At 63.9% G+C, this 22,781-nt stretch carries 20 protein-coding genes and 4 tRNA genes; all 24 read left to right on the top strand.

The features are described 5' to 3' along the window. Nucleotides 1–342: 342 nt before the first annotated feature. The 24 genes from MYL53_RS16030 (at nt 343) to rplB (ending at nt 22,762) form a co-directional block, all read left to right on the top strand. Nucleotides 343–549 (top strand): hypothetical protein, encoded by a 207-nt coding sequence (locus MYL53_RS16030; protein WP_345740390.1) that lies wholly within the window; start codon nt 343–345, stop codon nt 547–549. Between the two features lie 150 nt (nt 550–699). Continuing rightward, a complete protein-coding gene (locus tag MYL53_RS16025; protein ID WP_247854957.1) occupies nt 700–1,680 on the top strand; it encodes a biotin--[acetyl-CoA-carboxylase] ligase in 981 nt (326 codons plus the stop codon). Then, nucleotides 1,680–2,519, top strand: a complete 840-nt coding sequence (locus MYL53_RS16020) for a type III pantothenate kinase (RefSeq protein ID WP_247854954.1) — start codon at nt 1,680–1,682, stop codon at nt 2,517–2,519. Before MYL53_RS16025 ends, MYL53_RS16020 begins: the two co-directional genes overlap by 1 nt. Nucleotides 2,520–2,637: 118 nt before the next feature. Beyond that, nucleotides 2,638–2,721: transfer RNA gene (locus tag MYL53_RS16015), tRNA-Tyr, on the top strand. 48 nt (nt 2,722–2,769) lie between these two features. Then, a tRNA-Gly gene (locus MYL53_RS16010) sits at nt 2,770–2,843 on the top strand. A gap of 11 nt (nt 2,844–2,854) precedes the next feature. Then, a tRNA-Thr gene (locus tag MYL53_RS16005) sits at nt 2,855–2,929 on the top strand. A gap of 149 nt (nt 2,930–3,078) precedes the next feature. Next, a tRNA-Trp gene (locus MYL53_RS16000) sits at nt 3,079–3,154 on the top strand. A gap of 73 nt (nt 3,155–3,227) precedes the next feature. Continuing rightward, nucleotides 3,228–3,596, top strand: a complete 369-nt coding sequence (secE, locus tag MYL53_RS15995; protein ID WP_247854953.1) for a preprotein translocase subunit SecE — start codon at nt 3,228–3,230, stop codon at nt 3,594–3,596. Nucleotides 3,597–3,604: 8 nt separating this feature from the next. Next, nucleotides 3,605–4,138 carry a transcription termination/antitermination protein NusG gene (gene nusG / locus MYL53_RS15990; protein ID WP_016856431.1) on the top strand — a complete coding sequence of 178 codons (534 nt, stop codon included), beginning with the start codon at nt 3,605–3,607 and terminating at the stop codon, nt 4,136–4,138. A 93-nt stretch (nt 4,139–4,231) separates the two neighbouring features. Further along, entirely contained in the window at nt 4,232–4,663 is a 432-nt protein-coding gene (gene rplK, locus MYL53_RS15985; protein ID WP_247854951.1) for a 50S ribosomal protein L11, read from the top strand. 2 nt (nt 4,664–4,665) lie between these two features. Further along, the gene (rplA, locus tag MYL53_RS15980) at nt 4,666–5,358 is read left to right on the top strand and encodes a 50S ribosomal protein L1 (protein ID WP_247854949.1); all 693 of its coding nucleotides are present in this window, start codon (nt 4,666–4,668) and stop codon (nt 5,356–5,358) included. A 265-nt stretch (nt 5,359–5,623) separates the two neighbouring features. Then, complete coding sequence (gene rplJ / locus MYL53_RS15975; RefSeq protein ID WP_247854947.1) at nt 5,624–6,127, top strand: 50S ribosomal protein L10; 504 nt, start codon at nt 5,624–5,626, stop codon at nt 6,125–6,127. Between the two features lie 89 nt (nt 6,128–6,216). Next, entirely contained in the window at nt 6,217–6,588 is a 372-nt protein-coding gene (rplL, locus tag MYL53_RS15970) for a 50S ribosomal protein L7/L12 (protein WP_247854945.1), read from the top strand. Between the two features lie 233 nt (nt 6,589–6,821). Then, nucleotides 6,822–10,901: a DNA-directed RNA polymerase subunit beta gene (gene rpoB, locus MYL53_RS15965; protein WP_247854942.1), complete on the top strand. Its 4,080-nt coding sequence runs from the start codon at nt 6,822–6,824 to the stop codon at nt 10,899–10,901. Nucleotides 10,902–10,987: 86 nt separating this feature from the next. Then, a complete protein-coding gene (rpoC, locus tag MYL53_RS15960) occupies nt 10,988–15,205 on the top strand; it encodes a DNA-directed RNA polymerase subunit beta' (RefSeq protein WP_247854939.1) in 4,218 nt (1,405 codons plus the stop codon). Between the two features lie 178 nt (nt 15,206–15,383). Then, entirely contained in the window at nt 15,384–15,758 is a 375-nt protein-coding gene (gene rpsL, locus MYL53_RS15955; protein WP_247854937.1) for a 30S ribosomal protein S12, read from the top strand. Nucleotides 15,759–15,889: 131 nt separating this feature from the next. Further along, a complete protein-coding gene (gene rpsG, locus MYL53_RS15950) occupies nt 15,890–16,360 on the top strand; it encodes a 30S ribosomal protein S7 (protein WP_016856423.1) in 471 nt (156 codons plus the stop codon). 30 nt (nt 16,361–16,390) lie between these two features. Continuing rightward, complete coding sequence (gene fusA / locus MYL53_RS15945; protein WP_247854936.1) at nt 16,391–18,511, top strand: elongation factor G; 2,121 nt, start codon at nt 16,391–16,393, stop codon at nt 18,509–18,511. A gap of 29 nt (nt 18,512–18,540) precedes the next feature. Beyond that, nucleotides 18,541–19,734, top strand: coding sequence for an elongation factor Tu (gene tuf / locus MYL53_RS15940; protein WP_247854935.1), 1,194 nt, complete (start codon nt 18,541–18,543; stop codon nt 19,732–19,734). A 164-nt stretch (nt 19,735–19,898) separates the two neighbouring features. Beyond that, nucleotides 19,899–20,210 (top strand): 30S ribosomal protein S10, encoded by a 312-nt coding sequence (rpsJ, locus tag MYL53_RS15935; RefSeq protein WP_010626466.1) that lies wholly within the window; start codon nt 19,899–19,901, stop codon nt 20,208–20,210. Between the two features lie 152 nt (nt 20,211–20,362). Next, entirely contained in the window at nt 20,363–21,001 is a 639-nt protein-coding gene (gene rplC / locus MYL53_RS15930; protein WP_247854934.1) for a 50S ribosomal protein L3, read from the top strand. 14 nt (nt 21,002–21,015) lie between these two features. After that, nucleotides 21,016–21,621 (top strand): 50S ribosomal protein L4, encoded by a 606-nt coding sequence (gene rplD, locus MYL53_RS15925; protein ID WP_247854933.1) that lies wholly within the window; start codon nt 21,016–21,018, stop codon nt 21,619–21,621. Continuing rightward, a complete protein-coding gene (gene rplW / locus MYL53_RS15920; RefSeq protein ID WP_035596350.1) occupies nt 21,618–21,914 on the top strand; it encodes a 50S ribosomal protein L23 in 297 nt (98 codons plus the stop codon). Before rplD ends, rplW begins: the two co-directional genes overlap by 4 nt. Before the next feature lie 17 nt (nt 21,915–21,931). Next, nucleotides 21,932–22,762, top strand: coding sequence for a 50S ribosomal protein L2 (rplB, locus tag MYL53_RS15915; RefSeq protein ID WP_247854932.1), 831 nt, complete (start codon nt 21,932–21,934; stop codon nt 22,760–22,762). The last annotated feature ends 19 nt before the right edge of the window (nt 22,763–22,781 follow it).

Below are 22,781 nucleotides of genomic sequence, written 5' to 3'. Positions count from 1 at the left end.
GAAACCGCTCAGCGCCGATGGTAGTGTGGGAGTTCCCATGTGAGAGTAGGTCATCGTCAGGCACTTATCCCGGAAAAGCCCCGGCCTCATCAGAGGTCGGGGCTTTTCTCATTGGGGCGAGAAACGCTGGCGACGACCAGGCCTCGCGTGAAGGGACACTGAACCTCGCCCCTCGCCCCTCGCCCCTCGCCCCTCGCCCCTCGCCCCTCGCATCGCGCCTTGTCTCCACAAGGCGACAAAGAACCCTAGCGATCTGAACATCGATGCTGGTCGAGCACTTTCAGGGCGGCTAGGCTGGTGGGGCACGCAATCGGAAGGCGAATATCTCAGGAGGAGAGTTCCATGATGACCCAGCAGATTCTGCGCAAGCTCGCCATCGCCGGCTTTATCGGCATGACCGCCCTTGGCCTGGCGGCCTGTGAAGACGAGGGCCCGGCGGAGCAGGCCGGTGAGAACATCGACGAGGCCGTGGATCAGGCGGGGGAGTCGGTCGAGGAAATGGGTGATAGCGTCGAAGATGCCGCCGACGAGGCCGATTCGAACTACTAGGTTCGTCTCTCCCACGCGCATGACGCAAAAAAGGCCGGGCCGTTGCCCGGCCTTTTTGCGTTGTGGGCACTGCCAAGGTCGTGGCGTCTGGATTTCCGGCGCGGAGACAGTTCCGCTAGAATGGCCCTTTTTCCCGGCAGGGGCGCGTGCATGACCATTGGTGACCTGATCCGCCTGTTGAGTGATGGCGAATTCCATTCCGGCGAGCAGCTTGGCGAGCGGCTGGGGGTGTCCCGTGCCGCGGTCTGGAAGCAGCTGCGCAAGCTGGAGTCTTTAGGAATCCCCATGGAGGCGGTGAAGGGGCAGGGCTATCGCCTGGCCGAGCCGCTGGAGCTGCTCGATGGCGCCACCATTGTGGCCGGTCTCTCGCGCGAGGTGCGCCAGTATGTGAGCCGCCTGTTCGTCGAGGAGACGCTGCCGTCGAGCAACTCGTTTCTGCGCGAGCGATTCGGGCAGGGCGCGGGGCACGGTGAGATCTGCCTGGTGGAACAGCAGAGTGCCGGCAAGGGGCGTCGGGGGCGGACCTGGGTAACGCCCTGGGGGCGGACCCTGATGTTCTCGATCGGTTGGCGGGTGGAGTCCGGCGTGGCGGCCCTCGAGGGGCTCAGCCTGGCCGTCGGCGTCGTCCTTGCGCGAGTCCTGGAGCGCCACGGCGTTAGCCCTCGACTCAAGTGGCCCAATGACGTGCTGCTGGAGACGGCCTCGGGCGAGCTGGGCAAGCTGGCGGGCATCCTGGTCGAGGTCAGCGGGGATGCTGCGGGGCCCTGCGAACTGGTGGTCGGCATGGGTATCAACGTCGATCTGCCCAGGGACTTCCGGGCTGGCATCGAGCAGCCGGTGGCCGCGGTGCGCGATCAGGCCCCTGGACTGTCGCGCAATCAGCTGGCCGTGGAGCTTCTCAGCGATCTGATGCCGCTGCTGGCGAACTTCGAGTGCCAGGGGTTTGGTGCCTGGCAGGAGGCTTGGAACGCCAGGCACGCCTTCGCCGGCCGTGAGGTGGATATCATCCGCGGCGAGCGTCGCGAGCCGGCGATCGCCGAGGGCGTCGATGCCGCGGGCAACCTCTGGGTGCAAGGGGAGGGCGGACGCGAGCGTCTCGCCGGGGGCGAGATCAGCGTGCGGGGGCGTTAATGATCCTGGACCTGGACATCGGCAACACCCTGTCCAAGTGGCGGTTGAAGGATGCCGAGAGCAGCGAGATTCGCTCGCGCGGGGCGGTTTGGACCCGCGAGGAGTGGCGCCCCGGGGCCGATATTCCCGACCTGGACGTCGTGGAGGCGGTGAGAATCTCCAGCGTGGCGCGCAAGGCGGTGCTGGCCCAGACCGTGTCGCTGCTGCAGAAGCGGGTGAGCAACGTGCATGTGGCGCGTTCCGAGCCCGAGGCGCTGGGTGTCAGCAACGGCTATCGGGAGCCCGGCAAGCTGGGGGTGGACCGCTGGCTGGGCGTGCTGGCGGGCTATCAGCTGGCCGGCGGCTGTTGCTCGGTCGACTGCGGCAGCGCCATCACGGTGGATTTCGTGCTGCCGGGAGGGCGTCACTTGGGCGGCTACATCCTGCCGGGGCTGAGGCTGATGAAGGAAAGCCTCAAGCTCGGCACCCGAAACGTGTCGATCGACCCGGACAGCGAGGCCGATGCGCTCCTGGTACCCGGGACGCGAACGGTGGAGGCCGTCAATCACGGGATCTACATGGCGGCGGTGAGTGCGGTGAATCGCATCTACAGCGAGGTGTGTGATCGCGAGGGCGTGTCGCTGCCGCTGTTGCTGACCGGTGGGGATGCGCGGGTGGTGTCGCGGGGCGTACAGGTACCCCATGCGGTCTGGCCGGACATGGTCTATGGCGGCCTCGAGGCCTGCTTTCCGCTGACGGCCGCTGAGCGCGCCGGGCGGATGTCTGGGGCCCCGCTGGTGCCGCGCCGAGTACCGCTGGAAAAGATTCGTGCAGGGCTTGCGTTCTCCATGCTGCTTTGACACAATGCGTCGCGTTCTAGGGGAGCAGGCGTGCCGAGGCCGTTGCGTCTGCGTCGAGAAGATTGATAAAACAATCACTTGACACCAAGAACAGGGGCGGTAAAATGCTCCGCCAGTTGGAGGGGTTCCCGAGTGGCCAAAGGGAGCAGACTGTAAATCTGCCGCGAAAGCTTCGAAGGTTCGAATCCTTCCCCCTCCACCAGGTTTGGCCGCACTTGTCTAGGCAGGTGGTGGCAGCAAGAGCGGGCAGGCGGGCATAGTTCAATGGTAGAACCTCAGCCTTCCAAGCTGATGATGCGGGTTCGATCCCCGCTGCCCGCTCCAAGCTAGGTTTTGCTCATGTAGCTCAGGGGTAGAGCACACCCTTGGTAAGGGTGAGGTCGACGGTTCAAATCCGTCCATGAGCTCCACATTGAAAAGGCGAGCCAAGGCTCGCCTTTTCTCTTTCCCGAGTCGGCGTAGTCAAGGGTCGGCGAGGGGTTGTCAGGCAGGGCGGCATTCGCTATGATGGCGCCCGCTGTCGCTGAGGCCTCCCGCAAAGGGTGGTCGCGGAAGCAACAGGCCAGTAGCTCAATTGGCAGAGCAGCGGTCTCCAAAACCGCAGGTTGGGGGTTCGATTCCCTCCTGGCCTGCCAGTCTTCCCCAGGCTGGTAGGATTTCTTGTATCTTTCATGTTTCGATTGCCGCACCTTGAGGAGTCTCGTTTTCATGAAACATAACGCCGAGGTGCAGGAGACGCGCCACGACGGGCTCAAGTGGGCGGTTGTCGTCACTCTGCTGGTTCTTGCCGTGGTTGGTAATACTTACTTTGCCGACCAGGCGCTGCTGTATCGTGTGCTTGGTGTCGTCGTCCTGAGCGTGGCGGCGGCGCTGGTGGCGCTGACCACCACCAAGGGGCGTGAGCTGCTAGAGCTGGCTCGCAGCGCCAAGAAGGAAATTCAGCGCGTCGTCTGGCCGTCTCGTCAGGAGACCGTTCAGACCACCGCCATCGTGCTGGTGGCCGTGCTGGTCGTGGGCCTGGTCCTGTGGCTCATCGACACCCTTCTTGGCTGGGCCATGTCCAGCGTCATCGGTTAGGAGTCTTCATGTCCAAGCGTTGGTACGTCGTTCACGCCTACTCCGGCTTCGAGAAGCATGTCATGCGCTCGCTTATCGAGCGTGTGAAGATGTATGGCATGGAGGATCGCTTTGGCGAAATCCTGGTGCCGACCGAAGAAGTCGTCGAGATGCGTGACGGCAAGCGCCGCAAGAGCGAGCGCAAGTTCTATCCCGGCTACGTGCTTGTCGAGATGGAAATGGATGACGAGACCTGGCATCTGGTCAACGAGACCCCGCGCGTCATGGGGTTTATCGGCGGCACCAAGGAAAAGCCGGCGCCGATCACCCAGCGGGAGGCCGATGCCATCCTGAGCCGGGTCAAGGATGGCACCGACAAGCCGCGCCCCAAGACGATGTTCGAGCCGGGGCAGTCCGTGCGCGTCATCGACGGCCCGTTCGCCGACTTCAACGGCGTGGTCGAGGAAGTCAACTACGACAAGAGCCGTCTGCAGGTCAGCGTGCTGATCTTCGGTCGCGCCACGCCGGTCGAGCTGGAGTTCTCCCAGGTCGAGAAGGAATAGAGTTTCGCGTCAGACGATTTTTCATGACGGCCGCCGAGAGCGGCCGTCTTAACCGGGGAGCCGCAAGGCGCTATCACCCATCTGGAGTAAATCATGGCCAAGAAAGTACAGGCTTACATCAAGCTGCAGGTTGCAGCCGGTAAGGCCAACCCGAGCCCCCCCGTGGGCCCCGCGCTGGGTCAGCACGGTGTGAACATCATGGAGTTCTGCAAGGCGTTCAACGCCGAGACCCAGAACATCGAGCCGGGTCTGCCGACTCCCGTGGTCATCACCGTCTACTCCGACCGCAGCTTCACCTTCGTCACCAAGACGCCGCCCGCCGCCGTCCTGCTGAAGAAGGCCGCTGGCATCAAGTCCGGCTCTGGTGAGCCGAACAAGAACAAGGTCGGTACCGTGACCCGTGCGCAGCTCGAAGAGATCGCTCAGGCCAAGGAGCCGGATCTGACCGCTGCCGATCTCGACGCCGCGGTGCGTACCATTGCCGGTAGTGCCCGCAGCATGGGCCTCAACGTGGAGGGCCTCTGATCATGGCTAAGCTTACCAAGCGCGCTCAGCAGATTCGCGAGAAGGTCGACCCGAACAAGGCGTACTCCCTCGATGAGGCCGTGGCCCTGCTCTCCGAGCTGTCCACCGTCAAGTTCAAGGAGTCGCTGGACGTCGCCGTCAATCTGGGCGTCGATCCGCGTAAATCCGACCAGGTCGTGCGTGGCGCCACCGTCATGCCGAACGGTACCGGCAAGGACGTGCGCGTAGCCGTCTTCACCCAGGGTGCCAACGAGGAAGCCGCCAAGGAAGCCGGTGCCGACATCGTCGGCATGGACGACCTGGCCGAGCAGGTCAAGAAAGGTCAGCTCGACTTCGACGTGGTCATCGCCTCGCCGGACGCCATGCGCGTCGTCGGCCAGCTGGGTCAGATCCTCGGTCCGCGCGGCCTGATGCCGAACCCGAAGGTCGGCACCGTGACCCCGGACGTGGCCACCGCCGTCAAGAACGCCAAGGCCGGTCAGGTGCGTTTCCGTACCGACAAGAACGGCATCATCCACGCCACCCTCGGCAAGGTCGACTTCGACGCTGACGCGATCCGCGGCAACCTCGAAGCCCTGATCGCCGACCTGAAGAAGCTCAAGCCGAGCACTTCCAAGGGCGTGTATTTCAAGAAGATCAGCCTGTCCACCACCATGGGCCCGGGGCTGACCGTCGACCACGCGGCGTTCGTGTAACGCCTCGCTCGACACCGAGCAAGAACTTTGCGGTCCCCGTGCGCGGTTTCAACGCCGGCGGGGCACCGTCAAAGACCGCAGGCGCCGCCTCGTTGCCGAGGCGGCTTAATCGTCCCTCGGGGCCGCCTGCGCAGATGGTGTGGCCGCCAGATTTCTGGTGAGCACCATCACCCAGGACCCCCGGCAAGCGGCCTTCCGGCCCGCCGGGGGAGATGGTAACCACCGGAACTCTCTGCGGAGATTCCGGCACGAAGGAGTGATCACCGTGCCACTAGCACTCGAAGGCAAGAAGGCCATTGTTGCCGAGGTCAGTGAAGCGGCCAAGGATGCTCTCTCCGTCGTCGTTGCCGACTCTCGTGGCGTCTCGGTCAGCAAGATGACCGACCTGCGCAAGCAGGCCCGCGAGAATGGCGTGCAGATCCGTGTTGTCCGCAACACCCTGGCACGCCGCGCCCTCGAAGGCACCCAGTGGGAGTGCCTGAACGAGTCTTTCGTGGGTCCGACTCTGCTGGCCTTCTCCACCGAGCACCCGGGCGCTGCCGCCCGTCTGTTCAAGGAGTTCGGCAAGACCGAAGAAGACTTCGAAGTCAAGGCGCTGGCATACGAAGGCGAGTTCATCCCGGCGAGCGATCTCGACCGCCTGGCAACCCTGCCGACTTATGACGAGGCCATCGCGAAACTGATGTCCGTCATGAAGGAGGCTTCTGCCGGCAAGCTGGTTCGTACTCTCGCCGCGCTGCGTGACCAGAAGGAAGGCGAGGCCGCCTGAACGGCGAACTCGACCTCCTCTCGCGAATCGAATATTGAATCACCGAGTCATCGGTCCGCCGAGGCTCCCGCAAAGTTAGGAACGTGAAAATGGCACTGACCAAAGAAGACATCATCAACGCCGTCGCCGACATGTCCGTGATGGAAGTCGCCGAGCTGATCGAAGCGATGGAAGAGAAGTTCGGCGTGACCGCCGCGGCTGCCGTCGTCGCTGGCCCGGGTGGCGGTGAAGCCGCTGCCGCCGAAGAGCAGACCGAGTTCGACCTGGTCCTGACCGCTGCCGGCGACAAGAAGGTCAACGTGATCAAGGCCGTCCGCGAGATCACCGGTCTGGGCCTGAAGGAAGCCAAGGGTGCCGTCGACGGCGCACCGGCTACCCTGAAGGAAGGCATGTCCAAGGAAGATGCCGAAGAAGCCAAGACCAAGCTGGAAGAAGCCGGCGCGAGCGTGGAGCTCAAGTAATCCTTGTGCCCACGGCTTCACGCGCTGCGTAAGCTTCCATGGCTGGTGGCGGGACACCCGCTGCCGGCCTTTTTCTGTTGTCGCTAGGCGGTACGCCCTCCGGGCCTCCGCCAGCCGAATTCCGACGGCGAGCCTCCCTCCGGGGGCTTGCCGTCAGCGCCTGACGGAGCCGCGTCCGTCGGGTGGCGCCGACACGCATCGGTCACCCATGGTGAACAAGCTGGGGAATACAGATGGCTTACTCATACACTGAGAAAAAACGCATCCGCAAGGATTTCGGCAAACTGCCCCAAGTGATGGATGTGCCTTACCTGCTGGCCATCCAGCTTGATTCCTATTACGACTTTCTCCAGCAGGATCGCTCACCCGAGGAACGCCTCGACCTCGGCCTGCATGCCGCCTTCCGGTCGGTCTTTCCGATCGAGAGCTTCTCCGGCAATGCTGCGCTGGAATATGTCAGCTACCGTTTCGGGACTCCGGCCTTCGACGTCAAGGAGTGCCAGCTGCGTGGCGTCACCTATTCGGCTCCCCTGCGCGTCAAGGTCCGTCTGATCATCTACGACAAGGATTCGTCGAACAAGGCGATCAAGGACATCAAGGAGCAGGAAGTCTACATGGGGGAAATCCCCCTGATGACCGAGAACGGCACCTTCGTGGTGAACGGTACCGAGCGCGTCATCGTTTCCCAGCTGCACCGCTCCCCGGGCGTGTTCTTCGATCACGACAAGGGCAAGAGCCACTCCTCCGGCAAGCTCCTGTATTCCGCCCGGGTGATTCCCTACCGCGGTTCCTGGCTGGACTTCGAGTTCGATCCCAAGGACAACGTCTTCGTTCGCATCGACCGTCGCCGCAAGCTGCCGGCCACGGTGCTGCTGCGCGCGCTGGGCATGAGCGCCGAGGAGATCCTCGACGAGTTCTTCGATACCAGCACCTTCCACATCGAGAAGCGCGGCTTTTCCGTGGAGCTGGTGCCGTCGCGGCTGCGCGGCGAGACCGCGACCTTCGACATCAAGGATGGTGACGGCAACGTCATCGTCGAGGAAGGTCGTCGCGTCACCCAGAAGCACATCCGCCAGCTGGAGAAGGCCGGCCTCGAGCGTCTCGAAGTGCCGATGGACTACCTGTTCGGCAAGGTCCTGGCCAAGGATCAGATCGATCCGAACACCGGCGAGCTGATCTGCGCCTGCAACACCGCGATCACCCCGGAAGTGCTGGAGGCCGTGGGTCAGGCCGGCCTGACGCGTCTGGAAACGCTGTACACCAACGATCTGGACTGCGGCCCGTTCGTCTCCGACACCCTCAGGCTGGATACCACCGGTTCCCAGCTCGAGGCGCTGGTCGAGATCTACCGCATGATGCGCCCCGGCGAGCCGCCCACCAAGGAAGCCGCCGAGACGCTGTTCAACAACCTGTTCTTCACCGAAGACCGCTACGACCTGTCCGGCGTCGGTCGCATGAAGTTCAACCGTCGCCTGCGTCGCGAGCAGGACGAGGGCGCCGGCGTCCTCGATCAGCGCGACATCCTCGACGTGCTCGGCGAGCTGATCAACATCCGTAACGGCTTCGGCGACGTCGACGACATCGACCACCTGGGCAACCGCCGCATCCGTTGCGTCGGTGAGATGGCCGAGAACCAGTTCCGTGTGGGTCTGGTGCGCGTCGAGCGTGCGGTCAAGGAGCGTCTCTCCATGGCGGAGAGCGAAGGCCTGATGCCGCAGGATCTGATCAACGCCAAGCCGGTGGCCGCGGCGGTGAAGGAGTTCTTCGGCTCCTCCCAGCTGTCGCAGTTCATGGACCAGAACAACCCGCTGTCCGAGGTGACGCACAAGCGCCGCGTCTCCGCCCTCGGCCCGGGCGGCCTGACCCGCGAGCGTGCCGGCTTCGAGGTGCGTGACGTTCACGCCACCCACTACGGCCGCCTGTGCCCGATCGAGACCCCGGAAGGTCCGAACATCGGCCTGATCAACTCGCTGGCCACCTACAGCCACACCAACAGCTACGGCTTCCTCGAGACGCCGTACCGCAAGGTCGTGGACGGCCAGGTGACCGACGACGTGGTGCATCTCTCCGCGATCGAGGAGGGCGACTTCGTCATCGCCCAGGCCTCGGCCACCGTGGACGAAGGCGGCAAGCTGGTCGACGACCTGGTGCAGGTCCGTCACCGCGGCGAGACCACCTTCATGCGCCCCGAGCAGGTCACCCTGATGGACGTCTCGCCGCGTCAGGTGGTGTCCGTCGCCGCGGCCCTGATCCCGTTCCTCGAGCACGATGACGCCAACCGCGCCCTGATGGGGGCGAACATGCAGCGTCAGGCCGTGCCGACCCTGCGCGCCGAGAAGCCGCTGGTCGGTACCGGCATGGAGCGTTTCGTGGCCCGTGACTCCGGCGTCTGTGCCGTGGCGCGTCGCGGCGGCGTGATCGACTCCGTCGATGCCAAGCGCATCGTGGTGCGGGTCAACGAGGACGAGATCATCGGCGGCGAAGCCGGCGTCGATATCTACAACCTGACCAAGTATCTGCGCTCGAACCAGAACACCTGCCAGAACCAGCGCCCGATCGTGCGCCCCGGTGACCGCGTGGCGGGTGGCGACATCCTGGCCGACGGCCCGTCCGTCGACATGGGCGACCTGGCCCTGGGCCAGAACATGCGCATCGCCTTCATGCCGTGGAACGGCTACAACTTCGAGGACTCCATCCTGCTCTCCGAGCGGGCCGTCCAGGAAGACCGTTTCACCACCATCCACATCCAGGAGCTGACCTGCGTCTCCCGCGACACCAAGCTGGGCGCCGAGGAGATCACCTCCGATATTCCGAACGTCGGCGAGTCCGCGCTCGGCAAGCTGGATGAGGCCGGCGTCGTCTACATCGGTGCCGAGGTCGGCGCGGGCGACATCCTGGTCGGCAAGGTCACGCCCAAGGGCGAGACCCAGCTGACGCCGGAGGAGAAGCTGCTGCGTGCGATCTTCGGCGAGAAGGCGTCCGACGTGAAGGACACCTCCCTGCGTGCCCCGACCGGCATGAAGGGCACCGTCATCGACGTGCAGGTGTTCACCCGCGACGGCGTGGAGAAGGACTCCCGCGCGCTCTCCATCGAGCAGCAGCAGCTCGACGAGGTGCGCAAGGATCTCCAGGAGACCTACCGCATCGCCGAGGACGCGACCTTCGAGCGCCTGCAGCGCACCCTGGCCGGCCAACCGGTCAACGGCGGGCCCAAGCTCAAGAAGGGCGACGTGCTCAGCGACGAGTACCTTGAGGAGCTGCCGCGTCAGCAGTGGTTCAAGCTGCGCATGCAGGACGAGAGCCTCAACGAGCTGCTGGCCCAGGCCGACGAGCAGCTGGAGACCCGTCGCAAGGAGATGGACGAGCGCTTCGAGGACAAGAAGCGCAAGCTCACCCAGGGCGACGACCTCGCGCCGGGCGTGCTGAAGATCGTCAAGGTCTACCTCGCCATCAAGCGTCGCCTGCAGCCGGGCGACAAGATGGCCGGCCGTCACGGTAACAAGGGTGTCATCTCGGCGATCATGCCGATCGAGGACATGCCGTTCGACGACAACGGCGAGCCGATCGACGTGGTGCTGAACCCGCTGGGTGTGCCGTCGCGGATGAACGTCGGTCAGATCCTCGAGACCCACCTGGGCATGGCCGCGCGCGGCCTCGGGGTGAAGATCGAGCACATGCTGCGCGACGCCCGCGACCAGCAGGTGGCGCAGATCCGTGAATTCCTGGGCAAGGTCTACAATACCGAGTCGAGCACTCGGGTCGAGGATCTCGACTCGCTGTCCGACGACGAGGTGATCGCGCTGGCCAAGAACCTCAAGGCGGGCGTGCCGATGGCCACGCCGGTCTTCGACGGCGCTCGCGAGCAGGAGATCAAGCACCTGCTGACCCTGGCCGACCTGCCGGATTCCGGTCAGATGACCCTCTACGACGGTCGTACCGGCGACGCCTTCGATCGCCCGGTCACCGTGGGTTACATGTACATGCTGAAGCTCAACCACCTGGTGGATGACAAGATGCACGCGCGTTCCACCGGCTCCTACTCCCTGGTGACCCAGCAGCCGCTGGGCGGCAAGGCGCAGTTCGGTGGTCAGCGCTTCGGGGAAATGGAGGTCTGGGCCCTGGAAGCCTATGGCGCCGCCTACACCCTTCAGGAAATGCTCACCGTCAAGTCCGATGACGTGGAAGGCCGCACCAAGATGTACAAGAGCATCGTGGATGGCGACCACACCATGCAGGCGGGCATGCCGGAATCCTTCAACGTGCTGGTGAAGGAAATCCGTTCGCTGGGCATCGATATCGAACTGGAGAGCTGAGGCTGCCGCTAGGCGCTTCGCAGTAATGACGGTCCGCGGGGGCGTGCGCGCCCCCGCCCATGACAACTCCGCAACGGAGCCGACCCATGAAAGATTTGGTGAAAGTCCTCAAATCGCAGTCTCAGTCCGACGAGTTCGACGCGATCAAGATCACGCTGGCGTCGCCGGACATGATTCGCAGCTGGTCCTTCGGCGAGGTCAAGAAGCCCGAGACCATCAACTATCGTACCTTCAAGCCGGAACGTGACGGCCTGTTCTGCGCCAAGATCTTCGGCCCGGTGAAGGATTACGAGTGCCTGTGCGGCAAGTACAAGCGGATGAAGCATCGCGGCATCATCTGCGAGAAGTGCGGCGTGGAGGTCACCAAGGCCGCCGTGCGCCGCGAGCGCATGGGTCACATCGAGCTGGCCAGCCCGGTCGCGCACATCTGGTTCCTGAAGTCGCTGCCGTCCCGCATCGGCATGTTCCTGGACATGACCCTGCGCGACATCGAGCGCGTGCTGTACTTCGAGAGCTTCATGGTCGTCGACCCGGGCATGACCACCCTCGAGCGCGGCCAGCTGCTCAACGACGAGCAGTACTTCGAGGCCCTCGAGGAGTTCGGCGACGACTTCGACGCCCGCATGGGTGCCGAGGCCGTCCAGGCCATGCTCAAGGACATCGATCTCGAGGAAGAGATCGAGCGTCTGCGCGAGGAGATCCCGCAGACCAACTCCGAGACCAAGATCAAGAAGCTGTCCAAGCGCCTGAAGCTGCTGGAGGCCTTCCAGGGCTCCGGCAACGATCCGGCGTGGATGGTCATGGAAGTGCTGCCGGTGCTGCCGCCGGACCTGCGTCCGCTGGTGCCGCTGGACGGCGGTCGCTTCGCGACCTCCGACCTGAACGACCTGTACCGTCGCGTGATCAACCGCAACAACCGCCTCAAGCGGCTGCTCGATCTCAATGCGCCGGACATCATCGTGCGCAACGAGAAGCGCATGTTGCAGGAAGCGGTCGACGCCCTGCTCGACAACGGCCGTCGCGGCCGGGCCATCACCGGCTCCAACAAGCGTCCGCTGAAGTCGCTGGCCGACATGATCAAGGGCAAGCAGGGTCGTTTCCGTCAGAACCTGCTGGGCAAGCGTGTCGACTACTCCGGCCGCTCGGTCATCACCGTGGGTCCGACCCTGCGTCTGCACCAGTGCGGCCTGCCGAAGAAGATGGCGCTCGAGCTGTTCAAGCCGTTCATCTACTCCAAGCTGCAGGCCAGCGGCCAGGCGTCCACCATCAAGGCCGCCAAGAAGATGGTCGAGCGCGAGCTACCGGAAGTGTGGGACATCCTCGCCGATGTCATCCGCGAGCATCCGGTGCTGCTCAACCGCGCCCCGACCCTGCACCGTCTCGGCATCCAGGCCTTCGAGCCGCTGCTGATCGAGGGCAAGGCGATCCAGCTGCACCCGCTGGTGTGTGCCGCCTACAACGCCGACTTCGACGGCGACCAGATGGCCGTGCACGTGCCGCTGACCCTGGAGGCGCAGCTCGAAGCCCGTGCGCTGATGATGGCCACCAACAATGTGCTGTCACCGGCCAACGGCGAGCCGATCATCGTGCCGTCCCAGGACGTGGTGCTGGGTCTGTATTACATGACCCGCGAGAAGATCAATGCCAAGGGTGAAGGCATGGTGTTCTCCGACCTCAACGAGGTCGAGCGCGCCTTCGGTACCCAGAGCGTCGACCTGCACGCCCGCGTCAAGGTTCGCCTCGACGAGGTGGTCGTGGACGAGGAGACCGGCGAGAAGAGCGAGACCCGCAAGATCTACGACACCACCGTGGGTCGTGCGCTGCTGTTCCGCATCCTGCCCGAGGGCGTGTCCTTCGAGCTGATCGATCAGCCGATGAAGAAGAAGGCGATCTCCCAGCTGATCAACGAGGTGTATCGCTGCGCCGGCCTCAAGCCCGCGGTGATCTTCGCCGACCAGCTGATGTACACCGGCTTCCGCATGGCCACCTGGTCCGGCGCCTCCATCGGCGTCAACGACTTCGTCATTCCGGACGCCAAGGCCGAGATCGTCGAGGCGGCCGAGGAAGAGGTCAAGGAGATCGAGGACCAGTTCTCCTCCGGTCTGGTGACCGCGGGCGAGAAGTACAACAAGGTCATCGACATCTGGGCCCGTGCCAACGACCAGGTCGCCAAGGCGATGATGACCGGCATCTCCAAGGAGAGCGTGATCGACCGCGAAGGTAACGAGGTCGAGCAGGACTCCTTCAACAGCGTCTTCATCATGGCCGACTCCGGCGCCCGTGGTAGCGCCGCCCAGATCCGCCAGCTGGCGGGCATGCGTGGCCTGATGGCCAAGCCGGACGGCTCGATCATCGAGACCCCGATCGTCGCCAACTTCCGTGAAGGCCTGAACGTTCTCCAGTACTTCATCTCGACCCACGGCGCGCGTAAGGGTCTGGCGGATACCGCCCTGAAGACCGCCAACTCCGGTTACCTGACCCGTCGCCTGGTCGACGTGGCCCAGGACATGGTCATCACCGAGGCCGACTGCGGCACCGAGAACGGCCTGACCCTGCACCCGGTCATCGAAGGCGGCGACATCATCGTCTCGCTGGCCCAGCGCGTGCTCGGCCGCGTGGTCGCCCAGGACGTCATCGACCCCGAGAGCGAGGACGTGCTGATCCCGCGCGGCACGCTGCTCGACGAGGCCTGGTGCGCCGAGCTCGACACCATGGGCGTCGACGAGATCGTGGTGCGTTCCGCGATCAGCTGTGACACCAGCCACGGCGTGTGCTCGACCTGCTACGGTCGCGATCTGGCGCGTGGCCACCAGGTCAACGTCGGCGAGTCCGTGGGCGTCATCGCCGCCCAGTCGATCGGTGAGCCGGGTACCCAGCTGACCATGCGGACCTTCCACATCGGTGGTGCGGCTTCTCGTGCCTCCGCGGTGGATAGCGTTCAGGTCAAGCACGGCGGCAAGGTGCGCCTGCACAACATCAAGCACGTGGAGCGCGGCGACGGCAAGCTGGTCGTGGTCTCCCGCTCCAGCGCCCTGGCCGTCGCCGACGAGCACGGCCGCGAGCGCGAGTACTACAAGCTGCCCTATGGTGCCGAGCTGTCCGTCAAGGACGGCGAGACCGTCGACGCCGGCCAGACCGTGGCCAAGTGGGATCCGCACACCCACCCGATCATCGCCGAGGCCGAGGGCAAGGTGCAGTACGCGGACATGGACGAGGGGCTCACCATCCACCGCAGTGTGGACGAGATGACCGGCCTGTCCTCCATCGAGGTGATCGAGTCCGCGGCGCGCCCGATGGCCGGCCGCGACAAGCGCCCGATGATCCTGCTGTCCGACGAGGCCGGCAAGCCGGTGACCCTGGCCAACTCCGACACCCCGGTGCAGTATCTGCTGCCCGGCAACGCGATCGTGACCGTCGATGACGGTTCCAAGATCGGCGTCGGCGAGGTGGTGGCCCGTATCCCGGTGGAAGCGACCGGTAACAAGGACATCACCGGTGGTCTGCCGCGCGTGGCCGATCTGTTCGAGGCGCGCAAGCCGAAGGAGCCGGCGATCCTGGCCGAGATCAGCGGTACCGTCAGCTTCGGCAAGGAGACCAAGGGCAAGCGCCGTCTGGCGATCACCCCGGAAGCCGGCGATCCGTTCGAGATGCTGATCCCGAAATGGCGTCAGATCGCGGTGTTCGAAGGCGAGAACGTCGAGAAGGGCGAGGTGATCTCCGACGGTCCGAGCAACCCGCACGATATCCTGCGTCTGCTCGGCATCGCCGAACTGGCCAAGTACATCGTCGCCGAGGTGCAGGACGTCTATCGTCTGCAGGGCGTGGGCATCAACGACAAGCACATCGAAGTGATCGTGCGTCAGATGCTGCGCAAGGTCGAGATCACCGACGCCGGCGATTCCGACTTCATCCCGGGCGATCAGGTCGAGCTGGTGCGGGTGCTGGAACAGAACGCCGCCCTCGAGGCCAGCGACAAGTTCCCGGCCAAGTATCAGCGTCTGCTGCTGGGTATCACCAAGGCCAGCCTGGCCACCGAGTCGTTCATCTCCGCGGCCTCCTTCCAGGAGACCACGCGGGTGCTGACCGAGGCGGCGGTCACCGGCAAGCGTGACTACCTGCGCGGCCTGAAGGAAAACGTGGTGGTGGGACGTCTGATCCCGGCCGGTACCGGCCTGACCCATCACGCGGAGCGCCGCCGCAAGCGTGAAGACGCCGAACGCGTGCTCCAGCCGTCGGCCTACGACGTCGAGCAGGAACTGGGCGCCCAGCTCACCGCGCTCGATTCGGACGACGACGAGATCTGACGTCGATCGTCGGCGCGGCGCCTCTCGGGGCGCCGCGCTTGACGGTGGATGGCGTCAGCCATTAGAATGCGCAGCCTTTAACAGTGGGGCGGGTGCGCCCGCGCCGCTGTAGAAGGAGCGCAAGTCAGGAAGCGAACGGCTACTCGCTTCCGCCAAGGCAACCCATTTGGAGCGATAAATGGCTACCATCAATCAGCTCGTGCGCAAGCCGCGCAAGCGCCAGGCCGCCCAGAGCGACGTGCCTGCGCTGCAGGCCTGCCCGCAGAAGCGCGGCGTCTGCACCCGCGTTTACACCACCACCCCGAAGAAGCCGAACTCGGCTCTCCGTAAGGTCTGCCGCGTGCGCCTGACCAACGGCTTCGAGGTCTCTTCCTACATCGGCGGTGAAGGCCACAACCTCCAGGAGCACTCCGTGGTCCTGATCCGTGGCGGCCGAGTGAAGGACCTTCCGGGTGTCCGTTACCACACCGTCCGCGGTGCTCTGGATACCTCCGGCGTCCAGAACCGTAAGCAGGGTCGTTCCAAGTACGGTACCAAGCGCCCGAAGGCCTAAGCCTCCGCGCAGCGTTACCGGCTACGGCCACACCAGAACATCGATATTGACACGGTCTGATAAGAGTAAGGTCGAGCGCCCCAAGCGTCGTCTCGGGTTTACCTGAAGGACCCTTCGGAAGAGGGCTTATCATGCCTAGAAGAAGAGTTGCGGCCAAGCGCGAGATCCTCCCGGATCCCAAGTTCGGATCCGAGCGCCTGGCGAAGTTCATGAACCACCTGATGATCAGCGGCAAGAAGTCCGTAGCTGAGCGCATCGTCTATGGTGCGCTGGACCGGGTTGCCGATCGCTCCAACGAAGAGCCGCTGGAAATCTTCGACAAGGCGCTGGAAACCATCCAGCCGATGGTCGAGGTGAAGTCTCGCCGCGTTGGCGGTGCGACCTATCAGGTGCCGGTCGAAGTGCGTCCGTCTCGCCGTCAGGCGCTGGCCATGCGTTGGCTGGTGGACGCCGCACGTCGTCGCGGTGAGAAGACCATGGTGCAGCGTCTGGCTGGCGAAATGCTGGATGCCGCCGAAGGCAAGGGTTCGGCCGTCAAGAAGCGTGAAGACGTGCATCGCATGGCAGAGGCCAACAAGGCCTTCTCTCACTACCGCTTCTAAACCGCACCGCCAACCAACGGGAGTTACATCGTGGCTCGCAAGACTCCGCTCAAGCGTTACCGCAACATCGGTATCGTGGCCCACGTCGACGCCGGTAAGACTACCACTACCGAGCGTATCCTGTTCTACACCGGTCTGTCCCACAAGGTCGGCGAGGTCCATGAGGGCGCCGCCACCATGGACTGGATGCAGCAGGAGCAGGAGCGTGGCATCACGATCACCTCCGCGGCGACCACCTGCTTCTGGCAGGGCATGAACAAGCAGTTCGATGAGCACCGCATCAACATCATCGACACCCCCGGACACGTCGACTTCACCATCGAAGTCGAGCGTTCGCTGCGTGTGCTCGACGGTGCGGTCGTCGTGCTGTGCGGTTCTTCCGGTGTGCAGCCGCAGACCGAGACCGTCTGGCGTCAGGCCAACAAGTACGAAGTTCCGCGCATGGTGTTCGTCAACAAGATGGACCGCGCCGGTGCCGACTACTTCATGGTCGTCGATCAGCTGAAAGACAAGCTGGGCGCCAACGTCGTGCCGATCCAGATCAACTGGGGCGCCGAGGACGACTTCAAGGGCGTGATCGACCTCATCCAGATGAAGGCCATCCTGTGGGATGAAGCCAACTACGGGATGAACTACGACCTGGTCGACATTCCCGCCGAGCTCCAGGCCAAGGCCGAAGAGTATCGCGAGCACATGGTCGAGTCCGCCGCCGAGGCCTCCGAAGAACTGATGGAGAAGTACCTCGAGGAAGGCGACCTGTCCGCAGAGGACATCAAGGCCGGCCTGCGTCGTCGTACCCTCGACAACGAGATCGTGCTGGTCACCTGTGGCTCCGCGTTCAAGAACAAGGGCGTGCAGGCGGTCCTGGACGGCGTGATCGAGTACATGCCGTCTCCGACCGAGGTCAAGGCCATCGAGGGCGAGCTGGACGACAAGGACGGCACCATCGCGACTCGTGAAGCCGACGATAGCGCGCCGTTCGCCGCTCTGGCGTTCAAGATCGCCACCGACCCGTTCGTCGGTACCCTGACCTTCATCCGCGTCTACTCCGGCGTGCTGAAGTCAGGCGACAGCGTCTACAACTCCGTCAAGCAGAAGAAGGAGCGCGTCGGCCGTATCGTGCAGATGCACTCCAACTCCCGCGAGGAGATCAAGGAAGTTCTGGCCGGCGACATCGCCGCCTGTATCGGCCTGAAGGACGTCACCACCGGTGACACCCTGTGCGATCTGAACGACAAGATCGTGCTGGAGCGCATGGAGTTCCCGGATCCGGTGATCTCCGTGGCCGTCGAGCCGAAGTCCAAGGCCGACCAAGAGAAGATGGGCGTCGCCCTCGGCAAGCTGGCCCAGGAGGATCCGTCCTTCCAGGTCAAGACCGACGAGGAAACCGGCCAGACCATCATCTCCGGCATGGGCGAGCTGCACCTGGACATCATCGTTGACCGCATGCGTCGCGAGTTCAAGGTGGAGGCCAACATCGGCAAGCCGCAGGTGGCCTACCGCGAAACCATCCGACAGAGCGTCGAGCAGGAAGGCAAGTTCGTTCGCCAGTCCGGTGGTCGCGGTCAGTACGGTCACGTCGTCCTGCGCATCGAGCCGTTGACGGCCGAGGACAAGGGCGAAGATGAAGAAATGAACTTCAAATTCGCGTCCGAGATCGTCGGTGGCGTGGTTCCGAAGGAATACGTGCCGGCCGTCGAGAAAGGGGCCTATGAGCAGCTCCAGAACGGTGTCATCGCGGGCTACCCGATGATTGACGTCAAGGTTACGCTGTTCGACGGTTCCTACCATGACGTGGACTCTAACGAGACCGCGTTCAAGGTCGCCTCTTCCATGGCGATCAAGGAAGGCGCACCCAAGGCCAAGGCCGTGCTGCTCGAGCCGGTGATGAAGGTCGAAGTCGTGACTCCCGAAGAATTCATGGGGGATGTCATGGGCGACCTGAACCGTCGCCGTGGTCTGGTCCAGGGGATGGATGACTCGCCCGCCGGCAAGGTCATCCGCGCCACCGTTCCGCTGGCTGAGATGTTCGGTTACGCAACCGACCTCCGTTCTCAGACCCAGGGTCGCGCAAGCTACACCATGGAGTTTGCGGATTACGAAGAGGCGCCGTCCAGCGTCGTTGAAGCCGTCATCAACCAGAACGGTTAACCGTTAGCTAACGTAAAGAGGTCATAGCAGTGGCTAAGGAAAAATTCGAACGTTCCAAACCGCACGTCAACGTCGGCACCATCGGTCACGTCGACCACGGCAAGACCACGCTGACTGCGGCCCTGACTCGCGTGTCTGCAGAAGTTTTCGGTGGCGACGCTCGTGCGTTCGACTCCATCGATAACGCCCCGGAAGAGCGTGAGCGCGGCATCACCATCGCCACCGCTCACGTCGAGTATCAGTCCGAAGATCGTCACTACGCTCACGTCGACTGCCCGGGTCACGCCGACTACGTCAAGAACATGATCACCGGTGCCGCCCAGATGGACGGCGCTATCCTGGTCTGCTCTGCCGCCGACGGCCCCATGCCGCAGACTCGCGAGCACATCCTGCTGTCTCGTCAGGTCGGCGTGCCGTACATCGTCGTGTTCCTGAACAAGGCCGATATGGTCGACGACGAAGAGCTGCTCGAGCTGGTCGAGATGGAAGTTCGCGAGCTCCTGAACGAGTACGACTTCCCGGGTGACGACACCCCGATCATCACCGGTTCCGCCCTGATGGCCCTGGAAGGCAAGGACGACAACGGCATGGGTACCACCGCCGTTGCCAACCTGATCAAGGCCCTGGACGCGTACATTCCGGAGCCGGAGCGTGCCATCGACCAGCCGTTCCTGATGCCGATCGAGGACGTGTTCTCCATCTCCGGTCGCGGTACCGTTGTGACCGGTCGTGTCGAGCGCGGCATCATCAAGTCCGGCGAAGAAGTCGAGATCGTCGGCATCAAGGACACCACCAAGACTACCGTCACCGGTGTCGAGATGTTCCGCAAGCTGCTCGACGAAGGTCGTGCCGGCGAGAACATCGGCGCCCTGCTGCGCGGCACCAAGCGTGACGACGTCGAGCGTGGCCAGGTCCTGGCCAAGCCGGGCACCATCACCCCGCACACCAAGTTCGAGGCCGAGGTGTACGTGCTGTCCAAGGACGAGGGTGGTCGTCACACTCCGTTCTTCAAGGGCTATCGTCCGCAGTTCTACTTCCGTACCACCGACATCACCGGTACCTGTGAACTGCCGGAAGGCGTCGAGATGGTCATGCCGGGCGACAACGTCAAGATGGTCGTCAGCCTGATCGCTCCGGTCGCCATGGACGAAGGTCTGCGTTTCGCCGTTCGTGAAGGCGGTCGTACCGTCGGCGCCGGCGTCGTGGCCAAGATCGTCGAGTAAGCTTTTCGCTGATCGAGCGATCGAAGGGGGCTCCTTGCGGAGCCCCCTTTCTGCGCACCGTCACGAGGGGTTTGACTCTCGCTGGCGGCGCGCCTATAATGCGCATCCTTTGAATGCGTGGGTTGACGGCTCGCGCCGTCAAGATCCATTGGAGTTTAGGGCAAATGCAGAACCAGAAGATTCGCATTCGGTTGAAGGCCTTCGACCACCGCCTGATCGACCAGTCCGCCGCGGAGATCGTTGATACCGCCAAGCGTACCGGCGCCCAGGTGCGAGGTCCGATTCCTCTGCCGACCAATCGCGAGCGCTACACCGTGCTGATCTCTCCGCACGTGAACAAGGACGCCCGTGATCAGTACGAGATTCGTACTCACAAGCGTGTGCTCGATATCGTCGAGCCGACCGAGAAGACCGTCGATGCCCTGATGAAGCTCGACCTCGCCGCCGGCGTGGACGTGCAGATCAAGCTCGACTGATACCACACTAGACACTCGCGGCCCAGCGCCTGTCAGAACACCGCAGGCAGCAGCCGCCGCGCCGGGATGGCGCCACACAACGTGCTAGTGGAATGCTCTGGAAAGGGCAGCCATAGCGGGTGACAGCCCCGTACACTATAGGAGACGTAGTAATGACTATCGGTTTGGTCGGTAAAAAGGCCGGGATGACCCGTGTCTTTACCGAAGACGGCGCCTCTGTGCCCGTGACCGTGATCGAGGTTGAGCCTAACCGCGTGACTCGCGTCAAGTCCGTCGAATCCGACGGCTACGCCGCGATTCAGGTGACCACCGGCTCCCGCAAGGCCAAGCATCTCTCCAAGGCCCAAGCCGGCCAGTTCGCGAAAGCCGGCGTCGAGGCCGGTCGTTCGCTGATGGAGTTCCGCCTGGCAGAAGGCGTCGAGGCTCCGGAAGTGGGCGGCGAACTCACCGTATCCCTCTTCGAAGCTGGTCAGAAGATCGACGTGACCGGTTCCTCCAAGGGTAAGGGTTTCCAGGGCGCCGTGAAGCGCTGGAACTTCCGCACCCAAGACAACAGCCACGGTAACTCCCTGGCCCACCGTGCACCGGGTTCCATCGGCATGTGCCAGACCCCGGGTCGCGTGTTCAAGGGCAAGAAGATGGCCGGTCAGCTCGGCAACGAGCGCTGCACCGTCCAGAGCCTGGAAGTCGTCCGTGTCGACGCCGAGCGTAACCTGCTGCTGGTCAAGGGTGCCGTGCCCGGTGCCACCGGCAGTGATGTCATCGTGCGCAGCGCCGTCAAAGCAGGCTGAAGGGGAACTTACCGATGAATCTGAATCTTGCAGGTGCTGGCGGCACCGTCGAAGTCGCCGAGTCCACCTTTGGCAAAGAGTTCAACGAAGCACTCGTGCACCAGGTCGTCACTGCCTATCTGGCCGGTGGTCGTCAGGGTACCCGTGCCCAGAAGAACCGTTCCGACGTCAGCGGCGGTGGCAAGAAGCCGTGGCGCCAGAAGGGCACCGGTCGTGCCCGCGCCGGTACCATCCGCTCGCCGATCTGGCGTGCCGGCGGCGTGACCTTCGCGGCTCGCCCGCAGGACTACACCCAGAAGGTCAACCGCAAGATGTACCGTGCGGCCATGCGCTCGATCCTTTCCGAGCTCGTGCGCCAGGAGCGTCTGGTGGCCGTCGACGCCTTTGCCGTCGAAACCCCCAAGACCAAGCAGCTGGTTGCCAAGCTCAATGAGCTGGGTCTGGAGAAGGTGCTGATCGTCACCGAAGAGGTCGACGAAAACCTGTACCTCGCCGCCCGCAACATCCCGAACGTGGATGTCGTGGACGTCGCTGCCGCCGATCCGGTGAGCCTGGTCGCCTTCGACAAGGTCCTGGCCACCGTCTCCGCTCTGCGTAAATTCGAGGAGAAGCTGGCATGAACCAGGAACGTGTATTCAAGGTGCTGCTGGGTCCGCACGTGACCGAGAAGGCCGCCATGGCCGCCGAGCGCAACCAGTACGTGTTCAAGGTGGCAAGCGACGCGACCAAGCCCGAGATCAAGACCGCCGTGCAGGAGCTGTTCGGCAAGAAGGTCGACCGCGTTCAGGTGCTGAACGTCAAGGGCAAGACCAAGCGCACCGCGCATGGCACCGGTCTCCGTAAAGGCTATCGCAAGGCGTACGTCACCCTGGCCGCCGGCGAGACGCTCGAAGACTTCTCTGGCGCCGAGTAAAGGCAGGAGCACGGATCATGGCAATCGTCAAGACTAAACCTACTTCCGCCGGTCGTCGCCACGTCGTCAAGATCGTCGGCGAGGAACTGTACAAGGGCCGCGCCTACGCGCCGCTGCTCGAAAAGCAGTCCAAGTCCGGTGGCCGTAACAACCACGGTCGCATCACCACCCGCCACGTCGGCGGTGGTCATCGCAACCACTACCGGATCATCGACTTCAAGCGCACCAAGGATGGCGTTCCCGCCGTCGTCGAGCGTCTGGAGCACGATCCGAACCGTAGCGCCCACATCGCGCTGCTGAAGTACCTGGACGGCGAACGCCGCTACATCATCGCCCCGCGCGGTGTGCAGGCTGGCGACCGTCTCGAGTCCGGCGTGAACGCAGCGATCAAGAAGGGCAACGCCCTGCCGCTGCGCAACATCCCGCTGGGTTCCACCGTGCACTGCATCGAGCTCAAGCCCGGCAAGGGCGCCCAGCTCGCGCGCAGCGCCGGCACCAGCGCCCAGCTGGTGGCTCGCGAAGGCAACTACGCCACCCTGCGTCTGCGCTCCGGCGAGATGCGCAAGGTGCTGGCCGAGTGCCGCGCGACCCTGGGCGAGGTGAGCAACTCCGAGCACAGCCTGCGTCAGCTTGGCAAGGCCGGTGCGAAGCGCTGGAGAGGCGTGCGCCCGACGGTTCGCGGCGTGGCCATGAACCCGGTGGATCACCCGCACGGTGGTGGTGAAGGCCGCACCAGCGGTGGTCGTCATCCGGTGTCTCCGTGGGGTATGCCCACCAAGGGCCACAAGACCCGCAAGAACAAGCGCACCGACAAGCTGATCGTCCGTCGCCGCAAGGCCCGGAAGTAAGATCCCACGCCAAGACATT

The organism is Halomonas getboli, from assembly GCF_023094245.1.
GTDB classification, from domain to species: domain Bacteria; phylum Pseudomonadota; class Gammaproteobacteria; order Pseudomonadales; family Halomonadaceae; genus Halomonas; species Halomonas getboli.
This window is presented reverse-complemented; position numbering and strand designations above follow the sequence as displayed.